Source organism: Bradyrhizobium tropiciagri, from assembly GCF_018130505.1.
GTDB lineage: Bacteria > Pseudomonadota > Alphaproteobacteria > Rhizobiales > Xanthobacteraceae > Bradyrhizobium > Bradyrhizobium tropiciagri_B.
The window spans coordinates 44,179-66,938 of sequence record NZ_JAFCKH010000007.1 but is presented as its reverse complement, the minus strand read 5'-3'; the positions used below and the strand labels follow the sequence as shown (position 1 = coordinate 66,938).

Here is a 22,760-nt window from a genome sequence, read left to right as displayed (position 1 = left end):
GTCAGGATATCTTCAGGAATGGATCGAAAGTCATGGCCTTGCCGTCCATGGTCAGGACGCAGGAATATTGCTGGTTGCCCTTGAAGCCCTGAGCTTCGACCCGGCCGGACCAATAGGTGCCGTCGGGCGTCGACACCGACTGCGGAACGCAGATCTTGTCGTTGATCATCTGGCCGGTGAACTGAGTGATGTTCACGTCGCTGGACGGCGACACCCCGACCACGCTCCAGTTGAGGACCTGACCGTCCTTGACGGCGGTGTAGAGTTCCGCCTGCCCTTCGCTGCCCGAGCCCGCGTGCTTGTTGGTGTCGATCATATAGACGTTGTCCTGAAGGTTGCCGGAGGCGAGCGCGCCTTCGACATCCGCCACGATCAACACATCGACTTGACTCAATGCGGCTGCTGCACGATCCGTTTTCTCTGCACTCACGCTGCTGCTCCCTGGGCTAGACGACCTTGATGGATGAGTTGAGCGTCATTGATCTTCCACCGATCGACAGGGCGATCGTGTAGGAGAAAGACGCGAATTTACCGTGGGATTCGACCCGGCCGGACCACACATCCGGGTTGCCCACCTGCGGGGCGGGCTTGCAGACCGACGTCGAGATCATTTGACCGGAGAAGCCGGTGATCGACACCTGGCCCGTGGCGCTGACGGGAGTGACGCTCCAGTTCACGACCTGGCCGTCCTGCACGACCGTGTTGAGCGTCGGCGTCCCCTCGTTCCACGAGCCGAGATAGCCGTTGTTGTCGACCAGAAAGGAATTGTTGACTGCTGACCCGCTGGAGAGCGCGCCCTCGGTATCAACAACGATCAGTGCGTTGACTGTCCCCATCGCTGTCCGATCCAGAACACGAGGCGTCGTCAGCGCCCGCGCAGCTGCGCGTCGCTACGACAATCTCAGAATTTAATTTTTACGGAATGCTGCTTAAGGTAGTAACACGTTGAGGTAGTATGCATGTGCAGACGCCAAGCGCAAGAACGATTCTCGTTCAACACGAAAAGTTGGTCGTCGATCTCGTGTGCATGCTCAACTTTGAATCAAAGGAATGTTGCAATGGCAAAACAGAGCCGCGTAGCTCGCTTCGAGCGATGTCGATTTGTCACGCTGCGATCCACACATTTGTTTCAAACAATTTCAAGTTGCCTGTAATCTTTTTCACACGTACGCAGCGATGCCCGTGTTACGCTCGCGATGAGCCTGATCATGCCAAGCGGCTCTTCAGCAGCTCTCATCGGACTTCATTCAGCAGGGAGATCAACGTCATGGGCTTTTATGGACCGGAACCTTTCGATAGCGCAGAGGCCGTTTATGTCTGGACGGGATTGGGCGCTCCGGGATTCTTCTCCGTGACCGTCAAGGGCAACGCCCCGAATTTCACGTCGGGCATCAAGCTCGTCCGCGACGAGCAGTGGGTCGGCGGCCTCGCGATCAAGGTCATGGGCTGGACCGGTCCGCTGGGCCAGGGCACCACGCCGTATAAGGTTCACGGCTCCTTCCCCGGGTCCTTCCTCAAGGAGATCGTGGTGATCGGCAGCAACAAGAACCAGGTCGTCAAGGTCACGGAAATTCCGTTCACCACCGACGAGGAGTTTGCCAAGAACGCCAACGCGCTGGTGTAACCGCGGCGGTTGGCGAATTCGCCCACTTATCCGAAGACGTCCAAAATGCTGCCGGCGCCCCTGCCTCGCGGGCGAGTTAGGGGCGCCGGGACTGACGCACGCACCTTTTCGTCCTGGCCGGATCGAGCACGGCCAAACATTCCGTGAGGCGAAACCGCTTCGTGTTTTTCCCGGCAACCGCTCGACGAGCGAACTGTGTCAAGGCGCCCGCTTGCCCGGCGGCGCTCAATTGCTACTCTGCCGACAAGATCAAGAATCCAAGCAGGGAGCGACCCGGGTGATCAATCGAGCTTTTTCTCGCCGCCGGCTATTGACCGGAGCAGCCGCAGTCTCGACCGCGGCAATTCTGCCGCGCGCGAGCCTTGGCGCCGGTGACTGGCGGCCGACCGAGACGGTTCGGATCATCGTGCCTGCGGCAGCCGGCGGCTCGACCGACGTGATGGGCCGGCTGCTGGCGGCACATTTGCAGCCGATCTGGGGCCAGTCCGTGATCGTGGAGAACCGCTCGGGCGCCGGCGGCACCATCGGCACCGCGGAGGTCGCCCGCAGCAAGGGCGACGGCCACACCATCCTGATCGGCAATCCCGGGCCGAACGCGATCGCCCTGAGCATCTTCAAGAACCTGACCTACAAGGCCGACCAGCTGCAGCCGGTCTCCAACATGATCCGGATCCCGAACATCGTCTCGGCGCATCCCTCGACCGGCATCAAATCGATTCCGGAGCTGATCGATTTCCTGAAGAAGAATCCCGACAAGCTGACCTACGGCTCGTCGGGCACCGGCCAGAGCCCTCACCTCACCGGCGCCTGGTTCCTGCAGCTCACCGGGCTGAAGATGACGCATGTGCCGTTCCGCGGCGCCGGCCCGGCGCTGCAGGCCGGTCTTGCCGGCGACATCCAGATTCTGTTCGACAATCTCTATCCGTCGCTGCCGCAGGTGCAGGACGGCAAGCTCAACGGCCTCTGCGTCACCACGACGGAGCGCAGCGACTCCGCGCCCAACCTGCCGACCATGCGCGAGGGCGCGCCGGAGCTTGCCAAATTCGACGTCTCGTCCTGGTTCGGCGTGTTCTTGCCGAAGAGCGTGCCGGCACCCGTGCTCGATGAGCTCAACCGGCAGGTCAAGGCGATGCTGGAGCGCGACGACGTCAAGAAGAACATCGCCGGCATGGGCGCCCGCGCCGACTACGGCTCGCCGCAGCAGTTCTCGGATTTCGTCGATGCCGAGACCAAGAAGTTCGCCGCGATCATCGAGAAGGAAGGCCTGCAGATGGAGGTGAAGTGACGCGCGGCGTCATCAGCCATCGATCGTAAGGGCAAGCGAATGAAGACACGGATCGTCGGCACCGACACTGCACCTCGCGCGGTCGGCGGCTACGCGCAGGCGTTCGAAGTCACCGGTGCGCAGCGCATCCTGTTCGTCAGTGGGCAGATTCCGAAAACCGCCGATGGCGATCTGCCCGATGGCTTTCGCGCGCAATGCCTGTAGGTCTGGGCCAATATCGAGGCCCAGCTGAAGGCCGCGGACATGAGTCTTGCGAACCTTGCCAAGGTGACGATCTTCCTCTCCGACCGGCGCCATGCGGTCGAGAACCGCGAAATCCGCAAATCCGTGCTGGGCGAGCACACACCGGCGCTGACCGTCATCATCGCCGACATCTTCGACGAGAAGTGGTTGCTGGAGATCGAGGCTATCGCCGTCGCCGGGTGATACCCTCCCCCGCAAGCGGGAGAGGGTACGCCGTCGCGACATTGCTAGCCCGTGGTGACGCCGTCGATCGGGCTGAGATCCCCGACGAAGCGCAGCAGGTCGCTCATCAGGAAGGTGCCCGGCGTCTTGGCCGGCAGCGTCGGTTTCCAGGTGGGATCGCTCAGGTAGGACTGGCTGTCACCGGCGACGAGGCCGATGAACACCTCGGCGACAATCCGCGCGCCGACCGGTCCGAGCCGCTGGCCGCCTTTCTTCACCGCCGCTTCCTTCAGGATGTAGTACCAGAGCGGCGTCTTCTTATCGAAGCCCTGCGCCGCCGCGACCGCGCCGTCGCTCCCGGTCGCGATTTCGGCCGGGGTAAGTGCCGGAATTCCCATCACCCCCGCGACGTCCTGGCCTGACGGCAAGCCGAGATTGACGCCGCGCTGCAGATTGCGGAACGGCAGGCTGCCGCCGCCGCCGGGCAGATCGTGCAGTTGCGGGATCAGGAACGGATCGATCTTGCGCGAATGGTTGAACAGGAAGTTCGGCGTCGGCGCGACCGGTGGATCGAACTCGTAGAAGCGGCTCCAGTCAATGATCCAGTCGGTCGGCAGCGTCGCGACATTGGGCGGCAAACCTGGCGAAGCCGGCAGCGTCGCCGCATCCTGGCCGAGGATGATTCCGGACAGGCCCGAGAACGCGAACTCCAGCTTCAGCGTCGCCGGCGTGAGGCCGCCGGGGGTGAAGACGCGATTGTGGCTGTAGGCCTCGCGCACCATGCTGTGGCCGAGCCGGTAGGCCGCCGCCGAGAACTCCACCGGCATGTAGGGCACCTTCTGGAAGCGATAGAACTTGCGCCCCTCGTGCAGGATTTTCGCCACGATGCCGGGCTCGGTGAGCCGCTCGACGAAGTCATGCAGCACCATCCACTGATAGTGCCAGGTGACCTGCTTGCGCGCCTCGGTGAACAGCTTGTCCGGTGCGGGCGGATTGGCGCCGCCGGCGAGCCGGTCGACCATCTTGTTGTGGAATTTGAGGAACGCGAGGTGGGTCTGCGCCACCAGCAGGTTCTCGTCGTTGCGATGATCGCCGATCAGCGCGCGCCCCTGCGAATTGCGCTGCAGGTCGTTGGCAAGATCGCCGGCCGCGCGAGGCGTTGCCGCGGTCTTGCCGAGCAGGAGCTTCGGGCTCGGCTGCGTGACGTTGTTGGGGTCGCGCGCATAGAGCTGCGGGCTGCCGTCCGGCCCGAGCCCGTAGACGCTGTCGAGATCGAGCCGCGGGGTGCGGAAGTTCGTCGTGGCATGCGGATCTTCCTGCTTCTCGGCCAGCGAGGTCAGGTCGAGCGTGATGTCATGATCGACGAACTGGCCGAGATAGGTGAAACCCGACGGGATATCGGGATTGTCCCCGGCGGCGTTATTGGGCTGGGCGTCGCGCATCGCGTCGGCCAGCGCATGCAATGATGCTTCGGTTGGCGCAAAGGCCGGAAGATCGAACATCCGGCCGAACATGCCTGGATCGGCATTGTCCTTGAACGGCCTCAGTCCGGCCTTGGTCGGCTGACGCCCTGCTCTGCCATGCTTTGGATTGATATTCGCAATCTGTGTCATGCACACCTCCGTGGGGGCAAAATGAATGATCGCGCTGATCACCCACGGGGTACGTCATATTTATCCTGCAATCTGTAATTGACCCCACATTCGGCTGCGGCATATCGACAGGCCGCGACAAAGTGGCGACGCAAAGCAAAAGCCCCGCGGCGATGCCGCGGGGCTCATTGTGTCTCGCTTTGCTACATATTCAGTGTGCGAGGATCGCCAGCAGCAGCAGCGCCACGATGTTGGTGATCTTGATCATCGGGTTCACCGCGGGGCCCGCCGTGTCCTTGTAGGGATCGCCGACGGTGTCGCCGGTCACCGCGGATTTGTGGGCGTCGGAGCCCTTGCCGCCGTAGTGGCCGTCCTCGATGTACTTCTTGGCATTGTCCCAGGCGCCGCCACCTGAGGTCATCGAGATCGCGACGAACAGGCCGGTGACGATGACGCCGAGCAGCATGGCGCCGACCGCGGAGAACGCCGCCGACTTGCCGGCCGCGCCACCGCCGGCGATCGCGTAGATCAGGAAGTAGACCACGATCGGCGACAGCACCGGCAGCAGCGACGGGATGATCATCTCCTTGATCGCCGCCCGGGTCAGAAGGTCGACCGCCTTGCCGTAATCCGGCTTGTCGGTGCCCTGCATGATGCCCGGCTTCTCGCGGAACTGACGGCGCACCTCCTCGACGATCGCGCCGGCGGCGCGGCCGACGGCGGTCATGCCCATCGCACCGAACAGATACGGCAGCAGGCCGCCGAACAGGAGGCCGACCACGACATACGGATTGTTCAGGGAGAAGTCCGGATTGACGCCCTTGAAATAGGCATGCGCGTTGGAGTCTCCGATGAAGAATTTGAGGTCCTGGTTATAGGCCGCAAACAGCACCAGCGCGCCGAGACCGGCGGAGCCGATCGCGTAACCCTTGGTCACCGCCTTGGTGGTGTTGCCGACCGCGTCGAGCGCGTCGGTCGACTTGCGCACTTCCTTCGGCAGCCCCGCCATCTCGGCGATGCCGCCGGCGTTGTCGGTGACCGGGCCGAAGGCGTCGAGCGCGACGATCATGCCGGCCAGCGCCAGCATGGTGGCGGTCGCGATCGCGATGCCGAACAGGCCGGCCAGGCTGTAGGTGACGAGGATGCCGGCGATGATGACGATCGCGGGCATCGCGGTCGCTTCCATCGAGACCGCGAGGCCCTGGATCACGTTGGTGCCGTGACCGGTGACGGAGGCCGCAGCGATCGACTTCACCGGGCGATAGTCGGTGCCGGTGTAGTATTCGGTGATCCAGATGATCAGGCCGGTGACGACGAGGCCGACCACGCCGCACCAGAACAGCGACATGCCGGTGTAGTCGACGCCTTCGAGCTTGCCGAACCCGATCAGCCACTGGATCGCGAGCGCGACGCCGAACAGCGACAGCACGCCGGTGGCGATCAGGCCCTTGTACAGCGCGCCCATGATCGACTGGCTGGCACCGAGCTTGACGAAGAAGGTGCCGATGATCGAGGTGATGATGCAGATGCCGCCGATCGCGAGCGGCAGCGTCATCATGTTCACCAGGATCTGCGTCTTGGCGAAGAAGATCGCGGCGAGCACCATGGTGGCGACCGCGGTCACCGCATAGGTCTCGAACAGGTCCGCGGCCATGCCGGCGCAGTCGCCGACATTGTCGCCGACGTTGTCGGCGATGGTGGCCGGGTTGCGCGGATCGTCCTCGGGGATGCCGGCCTCGACCTTGCCGACGAGGTCGCCGCCGACGTCAGCACCCTTGGTGAAGATGCCGCCGCCGAGACGGGCGAAGATCGAGATCAGCGAGGCGCCGAAGCCGAGCGCCACCATGGCGTCGATCACGGTGCGGCTGCCCGCTTCCAGACCCATGAACTTGACGAGGATCATGAAGTAGATGGTGACGCCGAGCAGTGCGAGGCCGGCCACCAAGAGGCCGGTGATCGCGCCTGCCTTGAAGGCGAGCTCGAGGCCGCCGGCGAGCGAGGTGGTCGCCGCCTGCGCGGTGCGGACGTTGGCGCGCACCGAGACGTTCATGCCGATGAAGCCGGCGGCGCCCGACAGGACGGCGCCGATCAAGAATCCGATGGCAACCAGCACGCCGAGGAAGTAGGCGAGCAGCAGGAAGATCACGATACCGACGATGCCGATCGTGGTGTACTGGCGGCGCAGATAGGCCTGCGCGCCCTCGGCCACGGCACCTGCGATTTCCTGCATGCGCGGCGAGCCCGCATCCGCGTTCAAGACCGACTGCGTCGCCCAGATCGCGTAGACGATGGAAAGCGCCCCGCAGAGCACAATCACCCATAATGCTGTCATTGAATGTTGCCTCAGATCCTTGATGTAACCCCCGCGCCCTTTTTTGTGCCGCTCGAGGCGGCAGGCGCTTGTTTTCTTGAGGACCGAATCCCTCCCCAAAAAGGGATCGCCTCAAATCGGGCGCGACCTTGCCAAAATCGTTACTGCGGCGCAACGCCACCCATGGCTGAAAACGCCGATTTCAGCAGGTATTTAGAGCGGAAAGACGCGGCCCGCCGGGGCCGACGTCTAGAAATGGCTGTAGGACAGCCGCTTCAAGGTCAGTTCCGCGCCCTGCCCGTCGAGGAAACGGGGGCGCGCGCGACCAGCGACAATCTGGCCGATCGCGGCCACCGCGACGCCTGCGCCCTGCGCGGCCTGCACGAACGCGTCGGCACGTCCCGCCGGCACTGTGCAAAGGATCTCATAGTCATCGCCGCCCGCGATCAGCGCCTCGACGCCGACCGCCCCTCGCGCCAGCAGCGCCGCCGCGGCGGGCGAATGCGGGATGCGCGGCAACTCGATCTCGGCGGAAACGCCTGAGGCCACGCAGAGTTTCGCAAGGTCCCCCGCCAATCCGTCCGAGACATCCATGGCGGCGCGGGCATGCTCGCGCACGGCCAGCGCCAGCGCGTTGCGCGGCTGCGGCACGCGGTAGCGGGATGCGAGCCAGTCCCGCGCCGCGGCATCGTCGGCCAGCGCGGAGGCGGCCACGCCGCCCCGCAGCACGTCGAGACCAAGCGCCGCATCGCCGATCGTGCCGGTCACGAACACCCGGTCGCCGGCCTTAGCGCCGGCGCGATGCACCATCCGCCCCTGCGGCAGGCGGCCGAACGCGGTGACCGAGATCATCAGCGGTCCCGGCGTCGACACGGTGTCGCCGCCGAGCAGCGGACAGCCGTAATGCGAGGCATCCTCGCCGAGGGCCTGCGCAAACGGCGCCAGCCAGCTCTCGTCGGCGCCGCGCAGCGCCAGCGTCAGCACGAAGCCGGCCGGCACGGCGCCCTTGGCCGCGATATCGGAGAGGTTCACCCGCAGCGCCTTGCGCGCCAGGGTGTCCGGCGGATCGCCGGCGAGAAAGTGTACGCCCTCGACGATCGCATCGGTCGTGACCACGATCTCCTCGCCGCCCGCTTTCAATGCGGCGGCATCGTCGTCGAGACCGAACGCGCCGAGATCGGTCGCGAGCGGCTTGAAGTAGCGCGCGATCAGGGAGTCTTCGCCGGAGGCTTGTTTACTGTCCTGCGTCACGCCATCAGACCCGTCATCCCTGCACAAAGGCTACGCCTTTGTCGCTGGAGGTGCGAGCCCGTGCGAGCCTCGAAGGATGCACGGCCCGGATGCAGCCTCCACGCCACGCCGCCGCCCTTCGAGGCTCGCAAGTGCTCGCACCTCAGGGTGACGGCTACGGAGAGAGGCACGCCAGCCTATCCCCGCACAAACTCGTCGCCGCGGAATTGGCGCGCGATCTGGTCGAGCACGGCGTTGACCATGCCGGTCTCGTCCTTCTCGACAAAGGCGTGCGCGACGTCGACATATTCCGACACCACGACGCGGCCGGGCACGTCCTTGCGGTGCTCGAGCTCGTAGGAGCCGGCCCGCAGCACCGCGCGCAGGATGGCGTCGATCCGCTTCAGGGGCCAACCCTTGGCCAGCGCGTCGTCGATCAGGGGATCGAGCCGCGCCTGGTCGCGCACCACGCCGGAAACGACGTCGCGGAAGAACGCAGCCTCCGCCGGCAGGTATTTGTCGCCCTCGACCTCGTTACCGAGCCAGTGGCTCTCGAACTCGGCGAAGATGTCGTTGATGCCGGCACCGCCGATATCCATCTGGTAAAGCGCCTGCACGGCCGCGAGCCGCGCGGCGCCGCGCCGGTTGGCCTTGCGTTCGGGAGGTTTGCCGGGCTTGTTGCTGTCTGCCATGGTCAGGCCTTCGCCAGACGGCGTTTGATGCGCAGCATCGCGAGCGCCGCGCGCGCGGCATCGCCGCCCTTGTTCAGTTCGCTGGCCCTCGCCCGCGCCCAGGCCTGCGCCTCGGTGTTGACGGTGAGGATGCCGTTGCCGAGCGGGAATTTGCGCGCGACTGCGAGGTCCATCAGGCCGCGCGAGGATTCCTGCGAGACGATCTCGAAATGGATGGTGTCGCCGCGCACCACGCAGCCGAGCGCGATCGCCGCGTCATAGGGTTTTCCATTCGCCTCCGCCGCATCGATCGCGATCGCGATTGCGGCCGGGATTTCCAGCGCGCCCGGTACGGTGAGGATGTCGTGGCTGACGCCGGCGGCCTTCAGCTCGGCCAGCGCGCCTTCCAGCAGCGCGTCCTGGATGTCGTCATAGAACCGCGCCTCGACGATCAGCGCGCGCGCGCCGGTGATGTCGGTCTGGTCCTTCAGGGGTGCGCGCCGCGCGTCAGCCATGGTCTACGATCCGTTTCTACTGGTACCGGCGGGTTATTTAGTCGCCGGGGGACTTGAAGCCAAGCAGGAATGCTTCGACGTCGTCATTCCGGGGCGATGCGCGAGCATCGAGCCCGGAATGACGAGATTCCGGGGGCTTTCGGACCATCCCGGAATGACGCTTGCGTGACGGTTTACGCCGTCACTTCATCTCCGACAGCCGCGCCGCATAGCGGGCCATCAGATCGACCTCGATATTGACCTCGCTGCCGGCCTTCCAGCCACTCAGCGTCGTGACCTGCAGCGTATGCGGGATGATCAGCACCGAGAAGCTGACGTCGTCGACCGTGTTCACCGTCAGCGACACACCGTCCAGCGTCACCGATCCCTTCGCCGCGATGAAACGCGCCAGTTCCCGCGTCGTTTTCAGTTCGAAGCGCGCCATATCAGGCAGGTCGTCGCGCTTTGTGATGGTGGCGATGCCGTCGGCGTGGCCGGCCACGATATGGCCGCCGAGCTCGTCGCCGATCTTCAGCGCGCGCTCGAGGTTGAGCCTGTGACCCTCGCCCCAGCCCTTTGCCGTGGTCATGCCGAGCGTCTCGGCAGCGGCGTCGACGTCGAACCAGGTCTTGCCACCGGCGGTGCCGGAGGCCACCACCGTGAGGCAGACGCCATTGCAGGCGATCGAGGCGCCGTCGGCGATCGTGGTCTGGTCGTAGTCGCAGGCGATCCGCATCCGGTGCAGCTGCCCCTGCGCGACCTGCTTCAAGCTGGTGATCTCACCGACATCGGTGACAATTCCGGTAAACATTACGCCCGCTCGTAGATTTCGAAGTGGTCCTTGCCGAGCATCTCGCTAGCATGAAGACGGAAAGCCGGCGACTGCGTGATTGCGGCCAGCCGCAATGCGTCCAGCGCGGGAACGCCGCCGGCGCCGATCGTCTCGGGCCCGCGCAGCAGCCAGGCTTCATCCACCAGACCGGCCGAAACGAAGGATGCCGCGACCCGCGAGCCGCCCTCGACCATCAGCCGCGTGATGCCCTTGTCCGCCAGAGCGTGCAGCACGGCCGGCAGATCGAGCCCCGGCGCCGCCCTGGCGGCGACACGGATCACCTCTGCGCCGGCAGCGCCGAGTTTCATCGCGGCAGGCGCCTCGGCCATGTCAGACGTCATCACCCAGAGCGGCGTCTGGCGCGCCGAATGCACGAGGCGGCTATCGCCCCGCAGGCGCAGCGCGCGGTCGAGCACCACGCGCACCGGCGAGCGCGCCGCCATGCCCGGCAGGCGACAGGTCAGAACCGGATCGTCCGCCAGCACGGTGCCGATCCCGACCAGGATCGCATCGCTTTGCGCGCGGAGCAGATGCACGCGCGTCCGCGCGATATCGCCGGTGATCGCGACCGGCCGGTGGCCGGCGGCAGCGATCATCTCGTCGGTGGAGACGGCGAGTTTGAGGATCACATGCGGACGCTTGTCCCTGATACGGCGGAAATGCCCGGCATGGTCGCGCGCGGCCTCGGCGGCGCACAGCCCGACATCGACCGCGATGCCGGCTTCGCGCAGCTTGGCATGGCCCTTCCCGGCCACTTCCGGATTGGGATCCTCGATCGCCGAGACGACCCGGGCGAGCCCGGCTGCGACCACGGCATCCGCACAGGGCGGCGAGCGGCCGAAATGCGAACAGGGCTCGAGCGTCACGTAGAGCGTGGCGCCGCGCGCGGCTGCGCCGGCGCGCCGGAGTGCCTCGACCTCGGCATGCGGGCGTCCGCCCGGCTGGGTCCAGCCGCGGCCGACGATGACGCCGTCCTTGACGATGACGGCACCGACCGCGGGATTGGGCCAGGTGCGCCCGAGCCCGCGCCGGCCGAGCGCGAGCGCCAGCTGCATGAAACGCAGGTCAGCGGCTTTCGCCTCTTTGGATTTTTGCGCGAACTGGTCTTCCAGGATCCGGAAGATCATTTTCGCAACGTCGCGACCCGCGGGTCCTCGTCGCCGGTCAACTCGTCGAGCACGGCTTCGAAATCCTTGGCCTCGCGGAAATTACGATAGACGGAAGCGAAGCGCACATAAGCGACATCGTCGAGCCCGCGCAGATGCTCCATCACGATCTCGCCGATCGCCTCCGACGACACCTCGGCCTCGCCGCCGCTCTCGAGCTCGCGCACGATGGTCGAGACCATCTTCTCCAGCCGCTCTGAATCCACCGGGCGCTTGCGCAGGGAGATCTGCAGCGAGCGCACCAGCTTGTCGCGGTCGAACGGCACCCGGCGGCCGTTGCGCTTGATCACGGTGAGCTCGCGCAGCTGCACGCGCTCGAAGGTCGTGAAGCGGAAGTTGCAGGTCATGCAGACGCGCCGCCGGCGGATCACCGAGGAATCCTCGGTCGGACGCGAGTCCTTGACCTGCGTATCGAGTGAGTTGCAGCTCGGACAGCGCATCCGACGGAGACCTTTGAGTTTCTATTTGCGCATAATCTCTTCGGAAAACCGGTGCCCCGCTTTTCCGGATCATGCGACCTTATTGATAGATCGGGAAGCGATCGGTCAGCGCTTTCACGCGTTCCTTGATCGCGGCCTCGACCAGCGGCGCCTTGCCGTCCGGCGATTGCGCCAGCGCGGTCAGCACTTCGGCGATCATGCCGCCGACCTGCTTGAACTCGGCGACGCCGAACCCGCGCGTGGTCGCCGCCGGCGTGCCGAGGCGCAGGCCCGAGGTGACGAAAGGCTTTTCGGGGTCGAACGGAATGCCGTTCTTGTTGCAGGTGATGCCGGCGCGCACCAGCGCCTTCTCGGAGACGTTGCCCTTGAGACCTTTCGGCCTGAGGTCGACCAGCATCAGATGGTTGTCGGTGCCGCCGGAGACGATGTCGAGGCCGTGGCTGCGCAGCGTTTCCGCCAGCGCCTTGGCGTTTTCGACCACGTTCTTCGCATAGACCTTGAAGTCCGGCCGCAGCGCCTCGGCGAACGCAACCGCCTTGGCCGCGATCACGTGCATCAGCGGGCCGCCCTGCAGGCCGGGGAAGATCGCCGAGTTCAGCTTCTTGGCCAGCGCGTCGTCATTGGTGAGGATCAGGCCGCCGCGCGGGCCGCGCAGAGACTTGTGCGTCGTGGTGGTGGTGACGTGGGCATACGGCACCGGCGAGGCATGCACGCCGCCGGCGACGAGGCCGGCAAAGTGCGCCATGTCGACCAAGAGGTAGGCGCCGACGCTATCGGCGATCTCGCGAAAACGCTTGAAGTCCCAGGCGCGCGAATAGGCCGAGCCGCCCGCGATGATCAGCTTCGGCTTGACCTGTTCGGCCTGCTTGGCGACCTCGTCCATGTCGATCAGCTGATCGTCGCGGCGCACGGTGTAGTGCGCGGCCTTGAACCACTTGCCGGACATGTTGACCGGCGAGCCGTGGGTGAGATGGCCGCCGGCTGCGAGGTCGAGACCCATGAAGGTGTCGCCGGGCTGCAGCAGCGCCAGGAACACCGCCTGGTTCATCTGGCTTCCGGAGTTCGGCTGCACGTTGGCAAAGCCGGCGCCGAACAGCTTCTTGGCGCGCTCGATCGCCAGCGTCTCGGCAACGTCGACCCACTCGCAACCGCCATAGTAGCGCGCGCCCGGATAACCCTCGGCATATTTGTTGGTCATCACCGAGCCCTGCGCCTCCAGCACGGCGCGGCTGACGATGTTTTCCGAGGCGATCAGCTCGATCTCATGGCGCTGCCGGCCGAGCTCGCCCTTGATCGCGGCGGCGATCTCGGGATCGGCCTCGGCAAGGGTCGCCGTGAAGAAGGAGTCGGGCGCGGAAGCGGTCTTGGAGGAAGAGGTCATCGGCGAAATATCTCCACCGCCGCAAGCCTTTAAGGTGGAGTGCGGACGGTCCAAAGTGGCGGTCGAAGCTGGTGCCAGAGGGTTATCACATCGCCCCACAACGGCCAAGCCATTGCGGTGTCCCCCCGCCAATTATGCCAGATATGGTGGGGATGGCGGGGATTGCGAGGGGCGTCCCCCGCCCCGCCCGGCCCCGAGCCGGCACGTGATCGACGGACCCGCCTCCACGGTCTCAACCGGCCGCGTCGGGATCGTTCCCTCGTCCCTGCGACCGGCCGGCCTCCGCGCCCCGGCATGGTGTAGCGGTCGCATCTTCGAGGTCCGGACCAAGCCGCGGGTCATCCCACCGGGGAGGCCGATCATGCCGTCGAACCAACCGAGCTCGCCGCCTCGAAGATTCGGACTCGAACCGTGCGGACATCAGGATCACTCGCGATATGTCGATTGATCGAGAGAGCGCAGATTCTGTCTTACGGAATTAACAAAAATCGAGCCGTACTCATCTCCTCTGATCGTTGCGACTCCGACAAAGACGCGCATCGCCTACGGTCGTCTGTCGCATCAGCAAAGCGGCTTGAATCATTCTAGTCTGGATCGATTCAAAACATTCGCGCATCGGATGCGAGAATGTCGAATACAGCGTTGTCGTTCGGTCACACATGCGAACGTAGCGCACGGCTTGGATGGGTTCTAAATACCAGAAGCCTATTTCCGTAAATCATCATGATAACGCTCGCTCGAATATTTCTTTGGAGAGCGGGGAATAAATGTCGTGCAAGTGGATGCGACCGGCGCAGTTTGCTGCGTCGAGTCTGATGGTGCTGTCGGCGATCGGTGCGGACGATGCGTTCGCGCAATCGCAATTGCCGTCGGTCACGGTCGATGCGCCGAACCAACAATCGGCGCGGTCAGTGCGGCCGTCGCAGTCGCAACGGGCCGCGCGCTCGCGAAGCGCGCCACGGCGCGCTACGGCCGCTCCCGCGGCAGGCGCGCAGACCGCACAACCGGCTGCCGCTGCGCGCAGCACCGCGCGCGAAACCGCCACTGGTCCCGTCAACGGCTATCTGGCGCGGCTCAGCGCCAGCGGCACCAAGACCAGCACGCCGATCATCGAGACGCCGCAATCGATCACCGTGGTCGGCGCCGAGCAGATCCGCGACCAGAAGATCGTCAGCAGGTTCGACGAGGTACTGCGCTACACGCCGGGCGTGATCGGCGGCACCTACGGCACCGATTTCCGCAACGACTGGTTCCTGATCCGCGGCTTCCCCGCACAGAACGAGTCGCTGTTCCTCGACGGCCTGCAGCTGTTCTACACCTCCTATGCGAGCTGGAAGCTGCAGCCGTTCAACCTCGAGCGCGTCGAGATCCTGCGTGGCCCGTCCGGCATCCTGTACGGCGGCTCGGCGCCGGGCGGCCTCGTCAACGCGGTCAGCAAGCTGCCGCAAGCTGAACCCGTGCGCTACATCGAGGCCGGCATCAACAATTTCGGCAACGCCTATACCTCGTTCGACATCGGCGGCGCGGTCCCGCAGCAAGGCAATGCGCAGCTGCAATACCGCATGGTCGGCCAGGTGCAGGGCGGCGGCACCCAGACCGACTACATCTACGACAACAACTTCTTCTTCGCCCCGTCGGTGACCTATCGACCGGACGCCGACACCCGCCTCACCGTCTACGCCACGGCCGCACACAACAACACGCGGGCGCTGAACTTCCTGCCCTATGTCGGCACCGTCACCAACGCGCCGTTCGGCAAGATTCCGACCAGCCTGTTCATCGGCGATCCCAGCGCCGACACATTCCGCCGCGAGCAGGAGACGCTCGGCTACCAGTTCGAGAAGAGCCTCACCGAGAGCGTCGACTTCCGCCAGAACGCGCGCTTCGGCCATGTCGACGTCTATTACACCGGCCTCTACGGGCTCGGCTGGGCGACGACACCGGCCGCCGGCGACATCTCGCGCGGCAACTTCTACGCCCGCGGCGTCGCCAACCAGTTCAACCTCGACAACCAGCTCGAATACCGCTTCGCCACCGGCGCGCTGCAGCACACCGCCCTCGTCGGCGTAGACCTCAAGCATTACGGCATCGACGACCGCCAGGGCTTCGGGATGGGCACCAACTTCAACGTGTTCAATCCGGTCTACGGCACCAATTCTCCGTACAGCGGCCCGCTGTATCAGAACGCCTATCTCACTCAGGGCATGGCCGGCCTCTATCTGCAGGATCAGGTCAAGCTCGACCGGCTGACGGTGGTGCTGTCCGGCCGCCAGGACTGGGTTGATCTCAACAACCAGAACCGCATCGGCGCGGACCAGAGCCGCGACGACAGCAATTTCTCCGGCCGCGTCGGCGCGATCTACAATTTCGACAGCGGCGTTGCGCCCTACGTCTCCTACATGACCGGCTACAATCCGATCATCGGCACCAATTCGGCCGGACGGTTGCTGCTGCCGGAGACCTCCGAGCAGACCGAAGTCGGCGTGAAGTACGAGCCGGCCGGGCTCAACGCGCGGTTCGGCATCGCCTACTTCGACCTGAAGCGAAAGAATGCACTGACCACGGACCCGAACAACGTCCTGTTCCAGACCCAAAACGGCGAGGTCACCTCGCGCGGCATCGAGCTCGAGGCGGTCGCCAACATCACGCCTGATTTCAAGCTGGTGGCAAGCTACACCAATTACGACCTGTTCGTCAGCAAGGACCTCAATCCCGCGCTGATCGGCACCGTTCCGACCAACACGCCGCGTGAGTTCGCCTCGGTCTGGACCGACTATACGTTCAGCCAAGGCCCGCTGCGCGGCTTCGGCTTCGGCGGCGGCATCCGCTATGTCGGGTCGTCCTTCGCCGACCAGGCCAACACCGCGGCCGTCCCCGCTTTCGTGCTGGGCGACCTCGCCGTCCACTACGAGTGGGACAACCACTGGCGCGCCGCGCTCAATGTCCTCAACGTCACGGACAAGACCTACGTCGCGAGCTGCGCGACCATCAGCTCCTGCTACTACGGCGATCGCCGCCGCATCACTGCAAGCATCGGCTACAAATGGTAAGCTGCGCCGGGTGACACCCGGAGTAGTTCATGGCGAAACATCGAATCTACACGACGAGCTTCGCGAGCGTTTACCCGCTCTACGTCGCGAAGGCTGAGAAAAAGGGACGCACCAAGGCCGAGGTCGACCAGGTCATCACCTGGTTGACCGGCTACGGTGCGAAGGAGTTGAAGACCCAAATCGACAAGAAAACCGACTTCGAGACGTTCTTCGCGAAGGCTCCCGAGCCCAATCCCTCGCGCGCCCTGATCAAGGGCGTGGTGTGCGGCGTCCGCGTCGAAGAGATCGAGGAACCGACGATGCGTGAGATCCGCTACCTCGACAAGCTCATCGACGAGCTGGCGCGCGGTAAGGCGATGGACAAGATTCTGCGGAAGGAATGATGCCTTTGACCGAGCGGCAGCCGAAACTTGGCTGCATCTCCTCGAGCGAGGTCAAAAGCCGGAACAAGGTGGGGCCGCTCGTGACTGGGTAGGCCGAACGGCCCCAGCCGGCTCGTAGGACCAATGGAAGAAATGGGCCGGCACTCCAGCTACGGGACAGGCGGCCAATGGTTTCGCGAACCGGATGCGGCGCTTGACAGTATTTTGCCTCGGCGCCAGCCTTGGCGCATTGGCACTCGAGCTATTGCCGATCCCCAAGCACCTGCGCGATGAGTCGATTGAATGAAGCCCGTTCCGAGCCAGCGACGACCGATCCATCACTCACCGATCTTCTGGATCGGCCTCGCATTGTGCCTCGCAGCCATCGCAATCTACCTTTGGTCCGACGACCTCTCCTGGCGACCGAGCCCCGCTCCGCGCTGAAGCGCGTGCAGTCGCGGCTACTCAACCCGTCTGGCGGAACTATTTGACCGCCAATTGGAACAATTGAGGCGCTCCCGGCTTTGAAACCCGCGCAATCCCGCGCGGGAGGAATTTGTCGGTGAGATACGTTCGGTGGATGACAGCAGCGCTGTCGTTGATGATCTTGGCGTGCGCCGGCCCCGCTTCCGCGAGGTTGGGGATGGCGCCCCTGGCGACCCAGGATGACGCAGTCATCCACGTCAAGGGCGGCCATGGACATGGACATGGGCACGGCTGGGGCCATCACGGCGGGCGCGGCCACCACTATGGCTGGGGCCGCGGACGCCACTATGGCTGGCACCGCGGCCACCACTACGGCTGGCGCCATCATCACCGTCATTGGCGGCGGTGGTAACGGGCGAGGAAGAAGGGCTGCCAATCGCATTGGCGGCCTTTCTTGATGGGTTGTCGCTGTCTCCAATCATTGGGGCGATAGCAAAGGCTTTGCCGCCATGAAATGGATGCTCGTGGTCCTGGTCGGGGGCATGACGCCCGTGAACACGGACCTGGTGTTCGAGAAGTTCGCCGATTGCCTCTCGGCGGAAGAACAGATGCGCAAGCACTACGCCGACGCATTCGAAGTGTGGGATCGCTGGGCGGCGGAGAACATCCCCAAGCGACGAGACTATTCCAAGGCCCGTGATCTGCAGGCGCGACGATTACTCAGCAACGTCGGAACGTGCATTCCGCACGGCGCAGGCGATCAGCAGCCCATAACGGCTCCGCCGGCGTCGGCCGGCGCGCCGCAACCGGGGGCGTCACCATCGCCCCAGCCGAGCCCGCGCGGCTAGACACTCCCGCTGCCGAAGCGCCGCGCTAATCCTCGTTCGCCTTGAACCGCCCCAGACCTTTCAGCACGAACGGCGCCAGCAGCGCGATCAGGGCGATGCCGAGCAGCGTTGCCGACATCGGGCTTTGCAGCAGCACCATGGGATCGCCGAGGCTGATGGCGAGCGCGCGGCGCAGTTGGCTTTCGGCGATCGGCCCGAGGATCAGGCCGATCACGACGGGCGCAATCGGGAAATCGAACCGCCGCATCAGAAAGCCCATCACGCCGAAGGCCGCGAGCATCGACAATTCGACCACCGACGGTTTGGCGGCGATGGTGCCCATCGTGGCGAACACCAGGATGCCGGCGTAGAGCCAGGGCTGCGGGATCGCGAGCAGCCGTACCCACAGTCCGACCAGCGGCAGGTTCAGCACCAGCAGCATGCCGTTGGCGATGAACAGGCTGGCGATCAGGCCCCACACGAGATCGGGCCGCTCTGCGAACAGCAGCGGCCCCGGGTTGAGGCCGTATTGCTGGAAGCCGGCCAGCATCATCGCCGCGGTCGCCGATGTCGGCAGCCCGAGCGTCAGCAGCGGCACCAGCGTGCCGGCGGCGGAGGCGTTGTTGGCGGCCTCCGGTCCCGCGACGCCTTCGATCGCACCCTTGCCGAATTCTTCCGGATGCTTGGTCAGCCGCCGCTCGGTGGAATAAGACAGGAAGGTCGGGATCTCGGCGCCGCCGGCCGGCAGTGCACCGATCGGGAAGCCGAACAGCGTGCCGCGCAGCCAGGGTTTCCACGACCGCCGCCAGTCTTCCTTCGTCATCCACAGCGAGCCGCGCACCGGCTCGAGCTTCTCCTCAGTATGATGCCGGCGCGAGGCGACGTAGAGCGCCTCCCCCACCGCGAACAGGCCGACTGCCAACGTCGTCACCTCGACGCCGTCGAGCAGTTCGGGGATGCCGAACGCGAGCCGCGCCTGCCCGGTCAGCTTGTCGATGCCGACGAGCCCGAGCGCCAGCCCGATGAACAGGCTGGTCAGGCCGCGGATCGGGGAGTCGCCGAAGGTGGCGGACACCGTGACGAAGGCGACGCACATCAGCGCGAAGTAATCTTCGGGGCCGAAGCGCACAGCGAAATCGACCAGCCACGGCGCGAGGAACGCAAGCCCGATGGTGGCGATGGTGCCGGCAACGAATGAGCCGATCGCCGAGGTTGCCAGCGCCGGCCCGCCGCGGCCGGCCTTGGCCATCTTGTTGCCCTCGAGCGCGGTCGCCATCGAGGCGCTCTCGCCCGGCGTGTTGATCAGGATCGCGGTGGTCGATCCGCCATACATGCCGCCATAGTAGATGCCGGCGAACATGATCAGCGAGCCGCCGGGATCGAGCTTGTAGGTGACCGGCAGCAGCAGCGCGACGGTCAGCGCCGGACCGATGCCCGGCAGCACGCCGACCGCGGTGCCGAGGAACACGCCGATCAACGCGTACAACAGGTTCATCGGCTGGACGGCGACCGCCATGCCATGCGCCAGCGCGGCGAAGGTGTCCATCACAACAGTCGCTCCAGCGGTCCGGCGGGAAGGCTCAGCGTCAACAGCTTGTCGAACGCGAGGTAGATCAGCGTGGTCATGACGAGCGCGATCGCGGTGTCGGCGAAGACAGCGCGCCGGCCGAACGCCGCCGACGTGGTGACGAACAGCGCCGAGGTGGCGAGGATGAAGCCGCCGCCGAAGCCGATGATGCCGATCAACAGCGCAAGCCCGATCAGGATCAGCCACACCGGTTTGGCATCCATGCTCTCGCGCGGCGGCAGCTTGCCGCGCAGCGCGTCGAAGAGATTGCCTATCGCAAGCAGCACGAGGCCGACGGCGATGACGACAGGCATCGCCTCGGGTCCCATGCCGTACATATTGGTGGCCGGCAGCTTGCTGGCGTCCCACACCAGCACGGCGGCAAGCGCGGCGAGCCCCGCCGCGATCACGAGGCCGGCGCGATCGACGTGACGCGCCGGCTCGGCCGGACGATCTCCGGGAGCGCCCTCGGAGCTCATGACTTCACGAGGCCGACCGACTTCAGCACGTCGGTGACGCGGACGATCTCCTTCTTGAGGAAATCGGCGAACGCATCGCCGCCGAGATAGGCGTCATCCCAGCCCTTCTGCTTGAGGATATCCTTCCAGGCGTCGGACTTCGCCATCTTCTCTACCGCGTCGCTCAGCGTCTTGCGCTGCTCCGGCGTGATGCCGGGAGGCGCGACCACCGAGCGCCAGTTCGCCAGCACGAGGTCAATGCCCTGCTCCTTGAAGGTCGGGATGTCGGAGCCCGGCAGGCGCTTCTCCGAGGTCACGCCGAGCGCGCGCAGCTTGCCGGCCTTGATCTGTCCCTCGTATTCGCTGAGCCCCGAGATGCCGGCCGTGACCTTGCCGCCGAGAATTGCGGCGAGCGATTCACCGCCGCCCGAGAACGGAATGTAGTTGATCTTCTTGGCATCGGCGCCGACCGTGCCGGCGAACAGCGCGGCCATCACATGGTCGACACCGCCGGCCGAGCCACCGGCAAACGTCACCTTGGCGATATCGGCCTTGACCGCCGCGGCGAGATCCTGCGCCGTCTTGATCGGCGAATTGGCCGGCACCACGATCACCTGGATCTCCTCGGTGAGGCGCGCGATCGGCGTCACCTGCTCCAGCGTCACCGGCGACTTGTTCATGGCGAGCGCGCCGACCATGACGAAGCCGTTGACCATCAGCTGGTTGCCGTCGCCCTTGGCGCCGTTGACGAACTGCGCGATTCCCACACTGCCGCCGGCACCGGCGACGTTGGTGACCTGCACGCTGCGCGCGACACCCGAGGCGACCAGCGCCTGCTGCATCGCCCGCGCGGTCTGATCCCATCCGCCGCCGGGCGCCGCCGGCGCCATCACCTTCAGCTCGAGTTGCTGCGCGGCCGCCGGCCCGCTTGCCCCGAGCAATAGCGCAACGACCGCGCCGAACAGGCGCTTGTGGGACGGGATCATGGGCTTCCTCCTGATTTTCGCGAAAGGGCTGCGTATTGGCGGCGCTTTCGTCACGTGGCCGGATCGTCAACCGGCGGCGCTGTCTGCTGACGGCGCCTGCCGATCTCCGATTCCTCTAGCGACCATTCGCCACAGGCTTCGGCAAGCCAGCCAGCCCGACATCGCGGTGCTGCAAATCGCCGCACCTTTCTCGATGATTTTTGGCTTGCCTTGGGGAACGCGCGCTCACAGCGAGCGTCGCCCGACTTGACCGGGCGATCCAGTATTCCAGAGGCAGCAGGGCTTGGGCCGAGAGGCCGCGGCGTACTGGATCGCCCGGTTAAACCGGGCGATGACACCGCGTTGTGTGGCAGGCGATATCAACAACCCGCCGTCGTTCCTGCTTGCGCAGGGACGACACCGAGATTGCGGGAGGCGCCCGGACCCTACAGCCCGGTATACCCGGCCTTCACATGGTCGGTGCTGCCGTCGAGCTGGCGCAGATAGGTCAGGCCGCACACGGTCAGCCGGTGCGTGTCGGTCTCGCCGGCCTCGAACAGCGTGCGCACATACTCCGTCACCTTGGCGCGCGCCTCGTCGCTTGCCGCTGCCGTGCGGTTGAGCAGCAGGTCATAGGTCTGCATGATGCGATCGATCGCGGCTTCCATTGCGGTCTCCGGGAGTTAATGCTCAGGCGACGACCAGCGTCTCGGCCTCGAACCTGGCGATCGCCTTGTTGGCGAGGCGGATCCGGTTCACCTCGCCGCGCTGGGCGAGTTTGACGATGATGCCGAGCAGGCGCTCGTTGGTCGCGAAATTGTCGGGAATCGCGCCGGATTTGCGCAGATAGTTGGAGGCAATCGCGTAGGCGTCACCGACCACCTCGACACTGACCACCTCGACCCCACGCTCGACCAGCATATCCCTGCGTCTCCATTTGGACACAAGGATAAGTCGCCGGAAATGGCATGGTTCCCCCTTTGGGACGCTTTTTTTCGCACCTGCAGCATGACAGTGCGCACCGGCCGGGCATGGCCGATGCGCTGTCTGGAGGAGGCTGCCGGTCTTCTGGTCGGCCGGCTTGGCCCATCAGGCGAAGAAAGGAAGGCCGAAAAGAAAGGATCAGAGGCGATACAGGATCTGGTCGGTCCAGAACCGCTCGAGGCGATGCAGCGACTTGTTGAGGCTGGCAAACTCTTCATTCGAGATGCCGCCGACCTGCTCGACCGTCTTGACGTGCTTCTGGTAGAGCGCGTCGACGATGCGGCGGACTTCCTGGCCCTGCGTGGTCAGACGGATGCGGACCGAGCGGCGATCGACGCGCGAACGCTGGTGATCGAGGAAGCCGAGCTCGACGAGCTTCTTCAGATTGTAGGAGACGTTGGAGCCGAGATAGTAGCCGCGGGTGCGCAGCTCGCCGGCGGTCAGCTCCTTGTCGCCGATGTTGTAGAGGAGCAGTGCCTGCACCGAGTTGATATCGGCGCGACCGCGACGATCGAATTCGTCCTTGATCACGTCGAGCAGCCGACGATGCAGCCGCTCCACCAAGGTCAACGCTTCCAGATAGAGCGGCTGCACCGGAGATTGACCGGCAGCGCGATCAGCGGCATCCACCGCCGTTGATGCAACGGCTTTCATCATGACACTTCCCCTGTTGTCGTTTTTATCGACTTA

The 22,760-nt window shown here is 65.1% G+C and carries 25 protein-coding genes; 8 read left to right on the top strand and 17 right to left on the bottom strand.

The window, feature by feature from the left end; translation table 11 throughout:
• Nucleotide 1: 1 nt before the first annotated feature.
• Both makC (JQ633_RS18560) and makC (JQ633_RS18555) read right to left on the bottom strand, forming a co-directional pair.
• On the bottom strand, nucleotides 2–394 hold the full coding sequence (gene makC, locus JQ633_RS18560) for an alpha-pore-forming tripartite toxin MakABE regulator (RefSeq protein WP_211986509.1): 393 nt from the start codon (nucleotides 392–394) through the stop codon (nucleotides 2–4).
• Between the two features lie 52 nt (nucleotides 395–446).
• Nucleotides 447–836: an alpha-pore-forming tripartite toxin MakABE regulator gene (makC, locus tag JQ633_RS18555; protein WP_211986508.1), complete on the bottom strand. Its 390-nt coding sequence runs from the start codon at nucleotides 834–836 to the stop codon at nucleotides 447–449.
• 515 nt (nucleotides 837–1,351) lie between these two features.
• Between makC (JQ633_RS18555) and JQ633_RS18550 the strand changes: the two genes are divergently transcribed.
• The 4 genes from JQ633_RS18550 to JQ633_RS35595 all read left to right on the top strand — a co-directional run bounded on the left by JQ633_RS18550 (nucleotide 1,352) and on the right by JQ633_RS35595 (nucleotide 3,335).
• A complete protein-coding gene (locus tag JQ633_RS18550; RefSeq protein WP_211986507.1) occupies nucleotides 1,352–1,624 on the top strand; it encodes a hypothetical protein in 273 nt (90 codons plus the stop codon).
• 280 nt (nucleotides 1,625–1,904) lie between these two features.
• Complete coding sequence (locus JQ633_RS18545) at nucleotides 1,905–2,909, top strand: Bug family tripartite tricarboxylate transporter substrate binding protein (protein WP_433995671.1); 1,005 nt, start codon at nucleotides 1,905–1,907, stop codon at nucleotides 2,907–2,909.
• 39 nt (nucleotides 2,910–2,948) lie between these two features.
• Nucleotides 2,949–3,113: a hypothetical protein gene (locus JQ633_RS35600; RefSeq protein ID WP_433995664.1), complete on the top strand. Its 165-nt coding sequence runs from the start codon at nucleotides 2,949–2,951 to the stop codon at nucleotides 3,111–3,113.
• A gap of 12 nt (nucleotides 3,114–3,125) precedes the next feature.
• On the top strand, nucleotides 3,126–3,335 hold the full coding sequence (locus tag JQ633_RS35595; RefSeq protein ID WP_433995670.1) for a RidA family protein: 210 nt from the start codon (nucleotides 3,126–3,128) through the stop codon (nucleotides 3,333–3,335).
• Nucleotides 3,336–3,379: 44 nt separating this feature from the next.
• On the opposite strand, the gene JQ633_RS18535 is transcribed toward JQ633_RS35595, so the two are convergent.
• From JQ633_RS18535 to glyA, 9 genes are all read right to left on the bottom strand, one after another.
• A complete protein-coding gene (locus JQ633_RS18535; protein ID WP_211986505.1) occupies nucleotides 3,380–4,927 on the bottom strand; it encodes a peroxidase family protein in 1,548 nt (515 codons plus the stop codon).
• Between the two features lie 190 nt (nucleotides 4,928–5,117).
• On the bottom strand, nucleotides 5,118–7,238 hold the full coding sequence (locus JQ633_RS18530; RefSeq protein ID WP_211986504.1) for a sodium-translocating pyrophosphatase: 2,121 nt from the start codon (nucleotides 7,236–7,238) through the stop codon (nucleotides 5,118–5,120).
• A 228-nt stretch (nucleotides 7,239–7,466) separates the two neighbouring features.
• The gene (thiL, locus tag JQ633_RS18525) at nucleotides 7,467–8,468 is read right to left on the bottom strand and encodes a thiamine-phosphate kinase (protein ID WP_211986503.1); all 1,002 of its coding nucleotides are present in this window, start codon (nucleotides 8,466–8,468) and stop codon (nucleotides 7,467–7,469) included.
• A gap of 176 nt (nucleotides 8,469–8,644) precedes the next feature.
• A complete protein-coding gene (nusB, locus tag JQ633_RS18520; protein ID WP_211986502.1) occupies nucleotides 8,645–9,139 on the bottom strand; it encodes a transcription antitermination factor NusB in 495 nt (164 codons plus the stop codon).
• Nucleotides 9,140–9,141: 2 nt separating this feature from the next.
• The gene (gene ribH, locus JQ633_RS18515) at nucleotides 9,142–9,633 is read right to left on the bottom strand and encodes a 6,7-dimethyl-8-ribityllumazine synthase (RefSeq protein ID WP_211986501.1); all 492 of its coding nucleotides are present in this window, start codon (nucleotides 9,631–9,633) and stop codon (nucleotides 9,142–9,144) included.
• Between the two features lie 181 nt (nucleotides 9,634–9,814).
• Nucleotides 9,815–10,423, bottom strand: a complete 609-nt coding sequence (locus JQ633_RS18510; RefSeq protein ID WP_211986500.1) for a riboflavin synthase — start codon at nucleotides 10,421–10,423, stop codon at nucleotides 9,815–9,817.
• Nucleotides 10,423–11,571, bottom strand: coding sequence for a bifunctional diaminohydroxyphosphoribosylaminopyrimidine deaminase/5-amino-6-(5-phosphoribosylamino)uracil reductase RibD (ribD, locus tag JQ633_RS18505; RefSeq protein WP_211986499.1), 1,149 nt, complete (start codon nucleotides 11,569–11,571; stop codon nucleotides 10,423–10,425). Before ribD ends, JQ633_RS18510 begins: the two co-directional genes overlap by 1 nt.
• Nucleotides 11,568–12,050 carry a transcriptional regulator NrdR gene (gene nrdR, locus JQ633_RS18500; protein ID WP_211986498.1) on the bottom strand — a complete coding sequence of 161 codons (483 nt, stop codon included), beginning with the start codon at nucleotides 12,048–12,050 and terminating at the stop codon, nucleotides 11,568–11,570. The genes ribD and nrdR overlap by 4 nt, the downstream gene beginning before the upstream one ends.
• A 79-nt stretch (nucleotides 12,051–12,129) precedes the next feature.
• A complete protein-coding gene (gene glyA, locus JQ633_RS18495) occupies nucleotides 12,130–13,431 on the bottom strand; it encodes a serine hydroxymethyltransferase (protein ID WP_211986497.1) in 1,302 nt (433 codons plus the stop codon).
• A 767-nt stretch (nucleotides 13,432–14,198) separates the two neighbouring features.
• Between glyA and JQ633_RS18490 the strand changes: the two genes are divergently transcribed.
• From JQ633_RS18490 to JQ633_RS18480, 3 genes are all read left to right on the top strand, one after another.
• The gene (locus JQ633_RS18490) at nucleotides 14,199–16,481 is read left to right on the top strand and encodes a TonB-dependent siderophore receptor (RefSeq protein ID WP_211986496.1); all 2,283 of its coding nucleotides are present in this window, start codon (nucleotides 14,199–14,201) and stop codon (nucleotides 16,479–16,481) included.
• Between the two features lie 29 nt (nucleotides 16,482–16,510).
• Entirely contained in the window at nucleotides 16,511–16,864 is a 354-nt protein-coding gene (locus JQ633_RS18485) for a DUF2200 domain-containing protein (protein WP_211986495.1), read from the top strand.
• Between the two features lie 914 nt (nucleotides 16,865–17,778).
• Nucleotides 17,779–18,117, top strand: coding sequence for a hypothetical protein (locus tag JQ633_RS18480; protein ID WP_211986494.1), 339 nt, complete (start codon nucleotides 17,779–17,781; stop codon nucleotides 18,115–18,117).
• 25 nt (nucleotides 18,118–18,142) lie between these two features.
• On the opposite strand, the gene JQ633_RS18475 is transcribed toward JQ633_RS18480, so the two are convergent.
• Genes JQ633_RS18475 through JQ633_RS18465 form a run of 3 tightly spaced genes read right to left on the bottom strand, consistent with a single transcriptional unit; the run spans nucleotide 18,143 to nucleotide 21,107 of the window.
• The gene (locus JQ633_RS18475) at nucleotides 18,143–19,642 is read right to left on the bottom strand and encodes a tripartite tricarboxylate transporter permease (RefSeq protein ID WP_211986493.1); all 1,500 of its coding nucleotides are present in this window, start codon (nucleotides 19,640–19,642) and stop codon (nucleotides 18,143–18,145) included.
• Nucleotides 19,642–20,142, bottom strand: a complete 501-nt coding sequence (locus JQ633_RS18470) for a tripartite tricarboxylate transporter TctB family protein (RefSeq protein WP_211986492.1) — start codon at nucleotides 20,140–20,142, stop codon at nucleotides 19,642–19,644. Before JQ633_RS18470 ends, JQ633_RS18475 begins: the two co-directional genes overlap by 1 nt.
• On the bottom strand, nucleotides 20,139–21,107 hold the full coding sequence (locus JQ633_RS18465) for a Bug family tripartite tricarboxylate transporter substrate binding protein (RefSeq protein WP_211986491.1): 969 nt from the start codon (nucleotides 21,105–21,107) through the stop codon (nucleotides 20,139–20,141). The genes JQ633_RS18470 and JQ633_RS18465 overlap by 4 nt, the downstream gene beginning before the upstream one ends.
• On the opposite strand from JQ633_RS18465, the gene JQ633_RS18460 reads away from it, so the two are divergent.
• Complete coding sequence (locus tag JQ633_RS18460; protein WP_211986490.1) at nucleotides 21,106–21,357, top strand: hypothetical protein; 252 nt, start codon at nucleotides 21,106–21,108, stop codon at nucleotides 21,355–21,357. The genes JQ633_RS18465 and JQ633_RS18460 overlap by 2 nt on opposite strands.
• Before the next feature lie 175 nt (nucleotides 21,358–21,532).
• Here JQ633_RS18460 and JQ633_RS18455 read toward each other — a convergent pair whose 3' ends face one another.
• The 3 genes from JQ633_RS18455 to ldtR form a co-directional block, all read right to left on the bottom strand.
• Nucleotides 21,533–21,754, bottom strand: coding sequence for a hypothetical protein (locus tag JQ633_RS18455; RefSeq protein WP_211986489.1), 222 nt, complete (start codon nucleotides 21,752–21,754; stop codon nucleotides 21,533–21,535).
• Between the two features lie 22 nt (nucleotides 21,755–21,776).
• Nucleotides 21,777–22,007 carry a hypothetical protein gene (locus JQ633_RS18450; RefSeq protein WP_211986488.1) on the bottom strand — a complete coding sequence of 77 codons (231 nt, stop codon included), beginning with the start codon at nucleotides 22,005–22,007 and terminating at the stop codon, nucleotides 21,777–21,779.
• A 201-nt stretch (nucleotides 22,008–22,208) separates the two neighbouring features.
• The gene (gene ldtR / locus JQ633_RS18445; RefSeq protein ID WP_211986487.1) at nucleotides 22,209–22,727 is read right to left on the bottom strand and encodes a transcriptional regulator LdtR; all 519 of its coding nucleotides are present in this window, start codon (nucleotides 22,725–22,727) and stop codon (nucleotides 22,209–22,211) included.
• Nucleotides 22,728–22,760: the final 33 nt, after the last annotated feature.

What these genes read in the sequence shown, in the direction of transcription:
- JQ633_RS18480 (WP_211986494.1), top strand. Translation starts at nt 17,779, where the DNA reads ATGAAATGGATGCTCGTGGTCCTGGTCGGGGGCATGACGCCCGTGAAC.
- ribD (WP_211986499.1), bottom strand. Translation starts at nt 11,571, where the DNA reads ATGATCTTCCGGATCCTGGAAGACCAGTTCGCGCAAAAATCCAAAGAG.
- nusB (WP_211986502.1), bottom strand. Translation starts at nt 9,139, where the DNA reads ATGGCAGACAGCAACAAGCCCGGCAAACCTCCCGAACGCAAGGCCAAC.
- JQ633_RS18455 (WP_211986489.1), bottom strand. Translation starts at nt 21,754, where the DNA reads ATGGAAGCCGCGATCGATCGCATCATGCAGACCTATGACCTGCTGCTC.
- JQ633_RS18475 (WP_211986493.1), bottom strand. Translation starts at nt 19,642, where the DNA reads ATGGACACCTTCGCCGCGCTGGCGCATGGCATGGCGGTCGCCGTCCAG.
- JQ633_RS35600 (WP_433995664.1), top strand. Translation starts at nt 2,949, where the DNA reads ATGAAGACACGGATCGTCGGCACCGACACTGCACCTCGCGCGGTCGGC.
- JQ633_RS18460 (WP_211986490.1), top strand. Translation starts at nt 21,106, where the DNA reads ATGGGCTTCCTCCTGATTTTCGCGAAAGGGCTGCGTATTGGCGGCGCT.
- glyA (WP_211986497.1), bottom strand. Translation starts at nt 13,431, where the DNA reads ATGACCTCTTCCTCCAAGACCGCTTCCGCGCCCGACTCCTTCTTCACG.
- nrdR (WP_211986498.1), bottom strand. Translation starts at nt 12,050, where the DNA reads ATGCGCTGTCCGAGCTGCAACTCACTCGATACGCAGGTCAAGGACTCG.
- JQ633_RS18490 (WP_211986496.1), top strand. Translation starts at nt 14,199, where the DNA reads ATGTCGTGCAAGTGGATGCGACCGGCGCAGTTTGCTGCGTCGAGTCTG.
- JQ633_RS18485 (WP_211986495.1), top strand. Translation starts at nt 16,511, where the DNA reads ATGGCGAAACATCGAATCTACACGACGAGCTTCGCGAGCGTTTACCCG.
- JQ633_RS18530 (WP_211986504.1), bottom strand. Translation starts at nt 7,238, where the DNA reads ATGACAGCATTATGGGTGATTGTGCTCTGCGGGGCGCTTTCCATCGTC.
- JQ633_RS18470 (WP_211986492.1), bottom strand. Translation starts at nt 20,142, where the DNA reads ATGAGCTCCGAGGGCGCTCCCGGAGATCGTCCGGCCGAGCCGGCGCGT.
- JQ633_RS18465 (WP_211986491.1), bottom strand. Translation starts at nt 21,107, where the DNA reads ATGATCCCGTCCCACAAGCGCCTGTTCGGCGCGGTCGTTGCGCTATTG.
- JQ633_RS18450 (WP_211986488.1), bottom strand. Translation starts at nt 22,007, where the DNA reads ATGCTGGTCGAGCGTGGGGTCGAGGTGGTCAGTGTCGAGGTGGTCGGT.
- ldtR (WP_211986487.1), bottom strand. Translation starts at nt 22,727, where the DNA reads ATGATGAAAGCCGTTGCATCAACGGCGGTGGATGCCGCTGATCGCGCT.
- JQ633_RS18535 (WP_211986505.1), bottom strand. Translation starts at nt 4,927, where the DNA reads ATGACACAGATTGCGAATATCAATCCAAAGCATGGCAGAGCAGGGCGT.
- ribH (WP_211986501.1), bottom strand. Translation starts at nt 9,633, where the DNA reads ATGGCTGACGCGCGGCGCGCACCCCTGAAGGACCAGACCGACATCACC.
- makC (WP_211986508.1), bottom strand. Translation starts at nt 836, where the DNA reads ATGGGGACAGTCAACGCACTGATCGTTGTTGATACCGAGGGCGCGCTC.
- JQ633_RS18510 (WP_211986500.1), bottom strand. Translation starts at nt 10,423, where the DNA reads ATGTTTACCGGAATTGTCACCGATGTCGGTGAGATCACCAGCTTGAAG.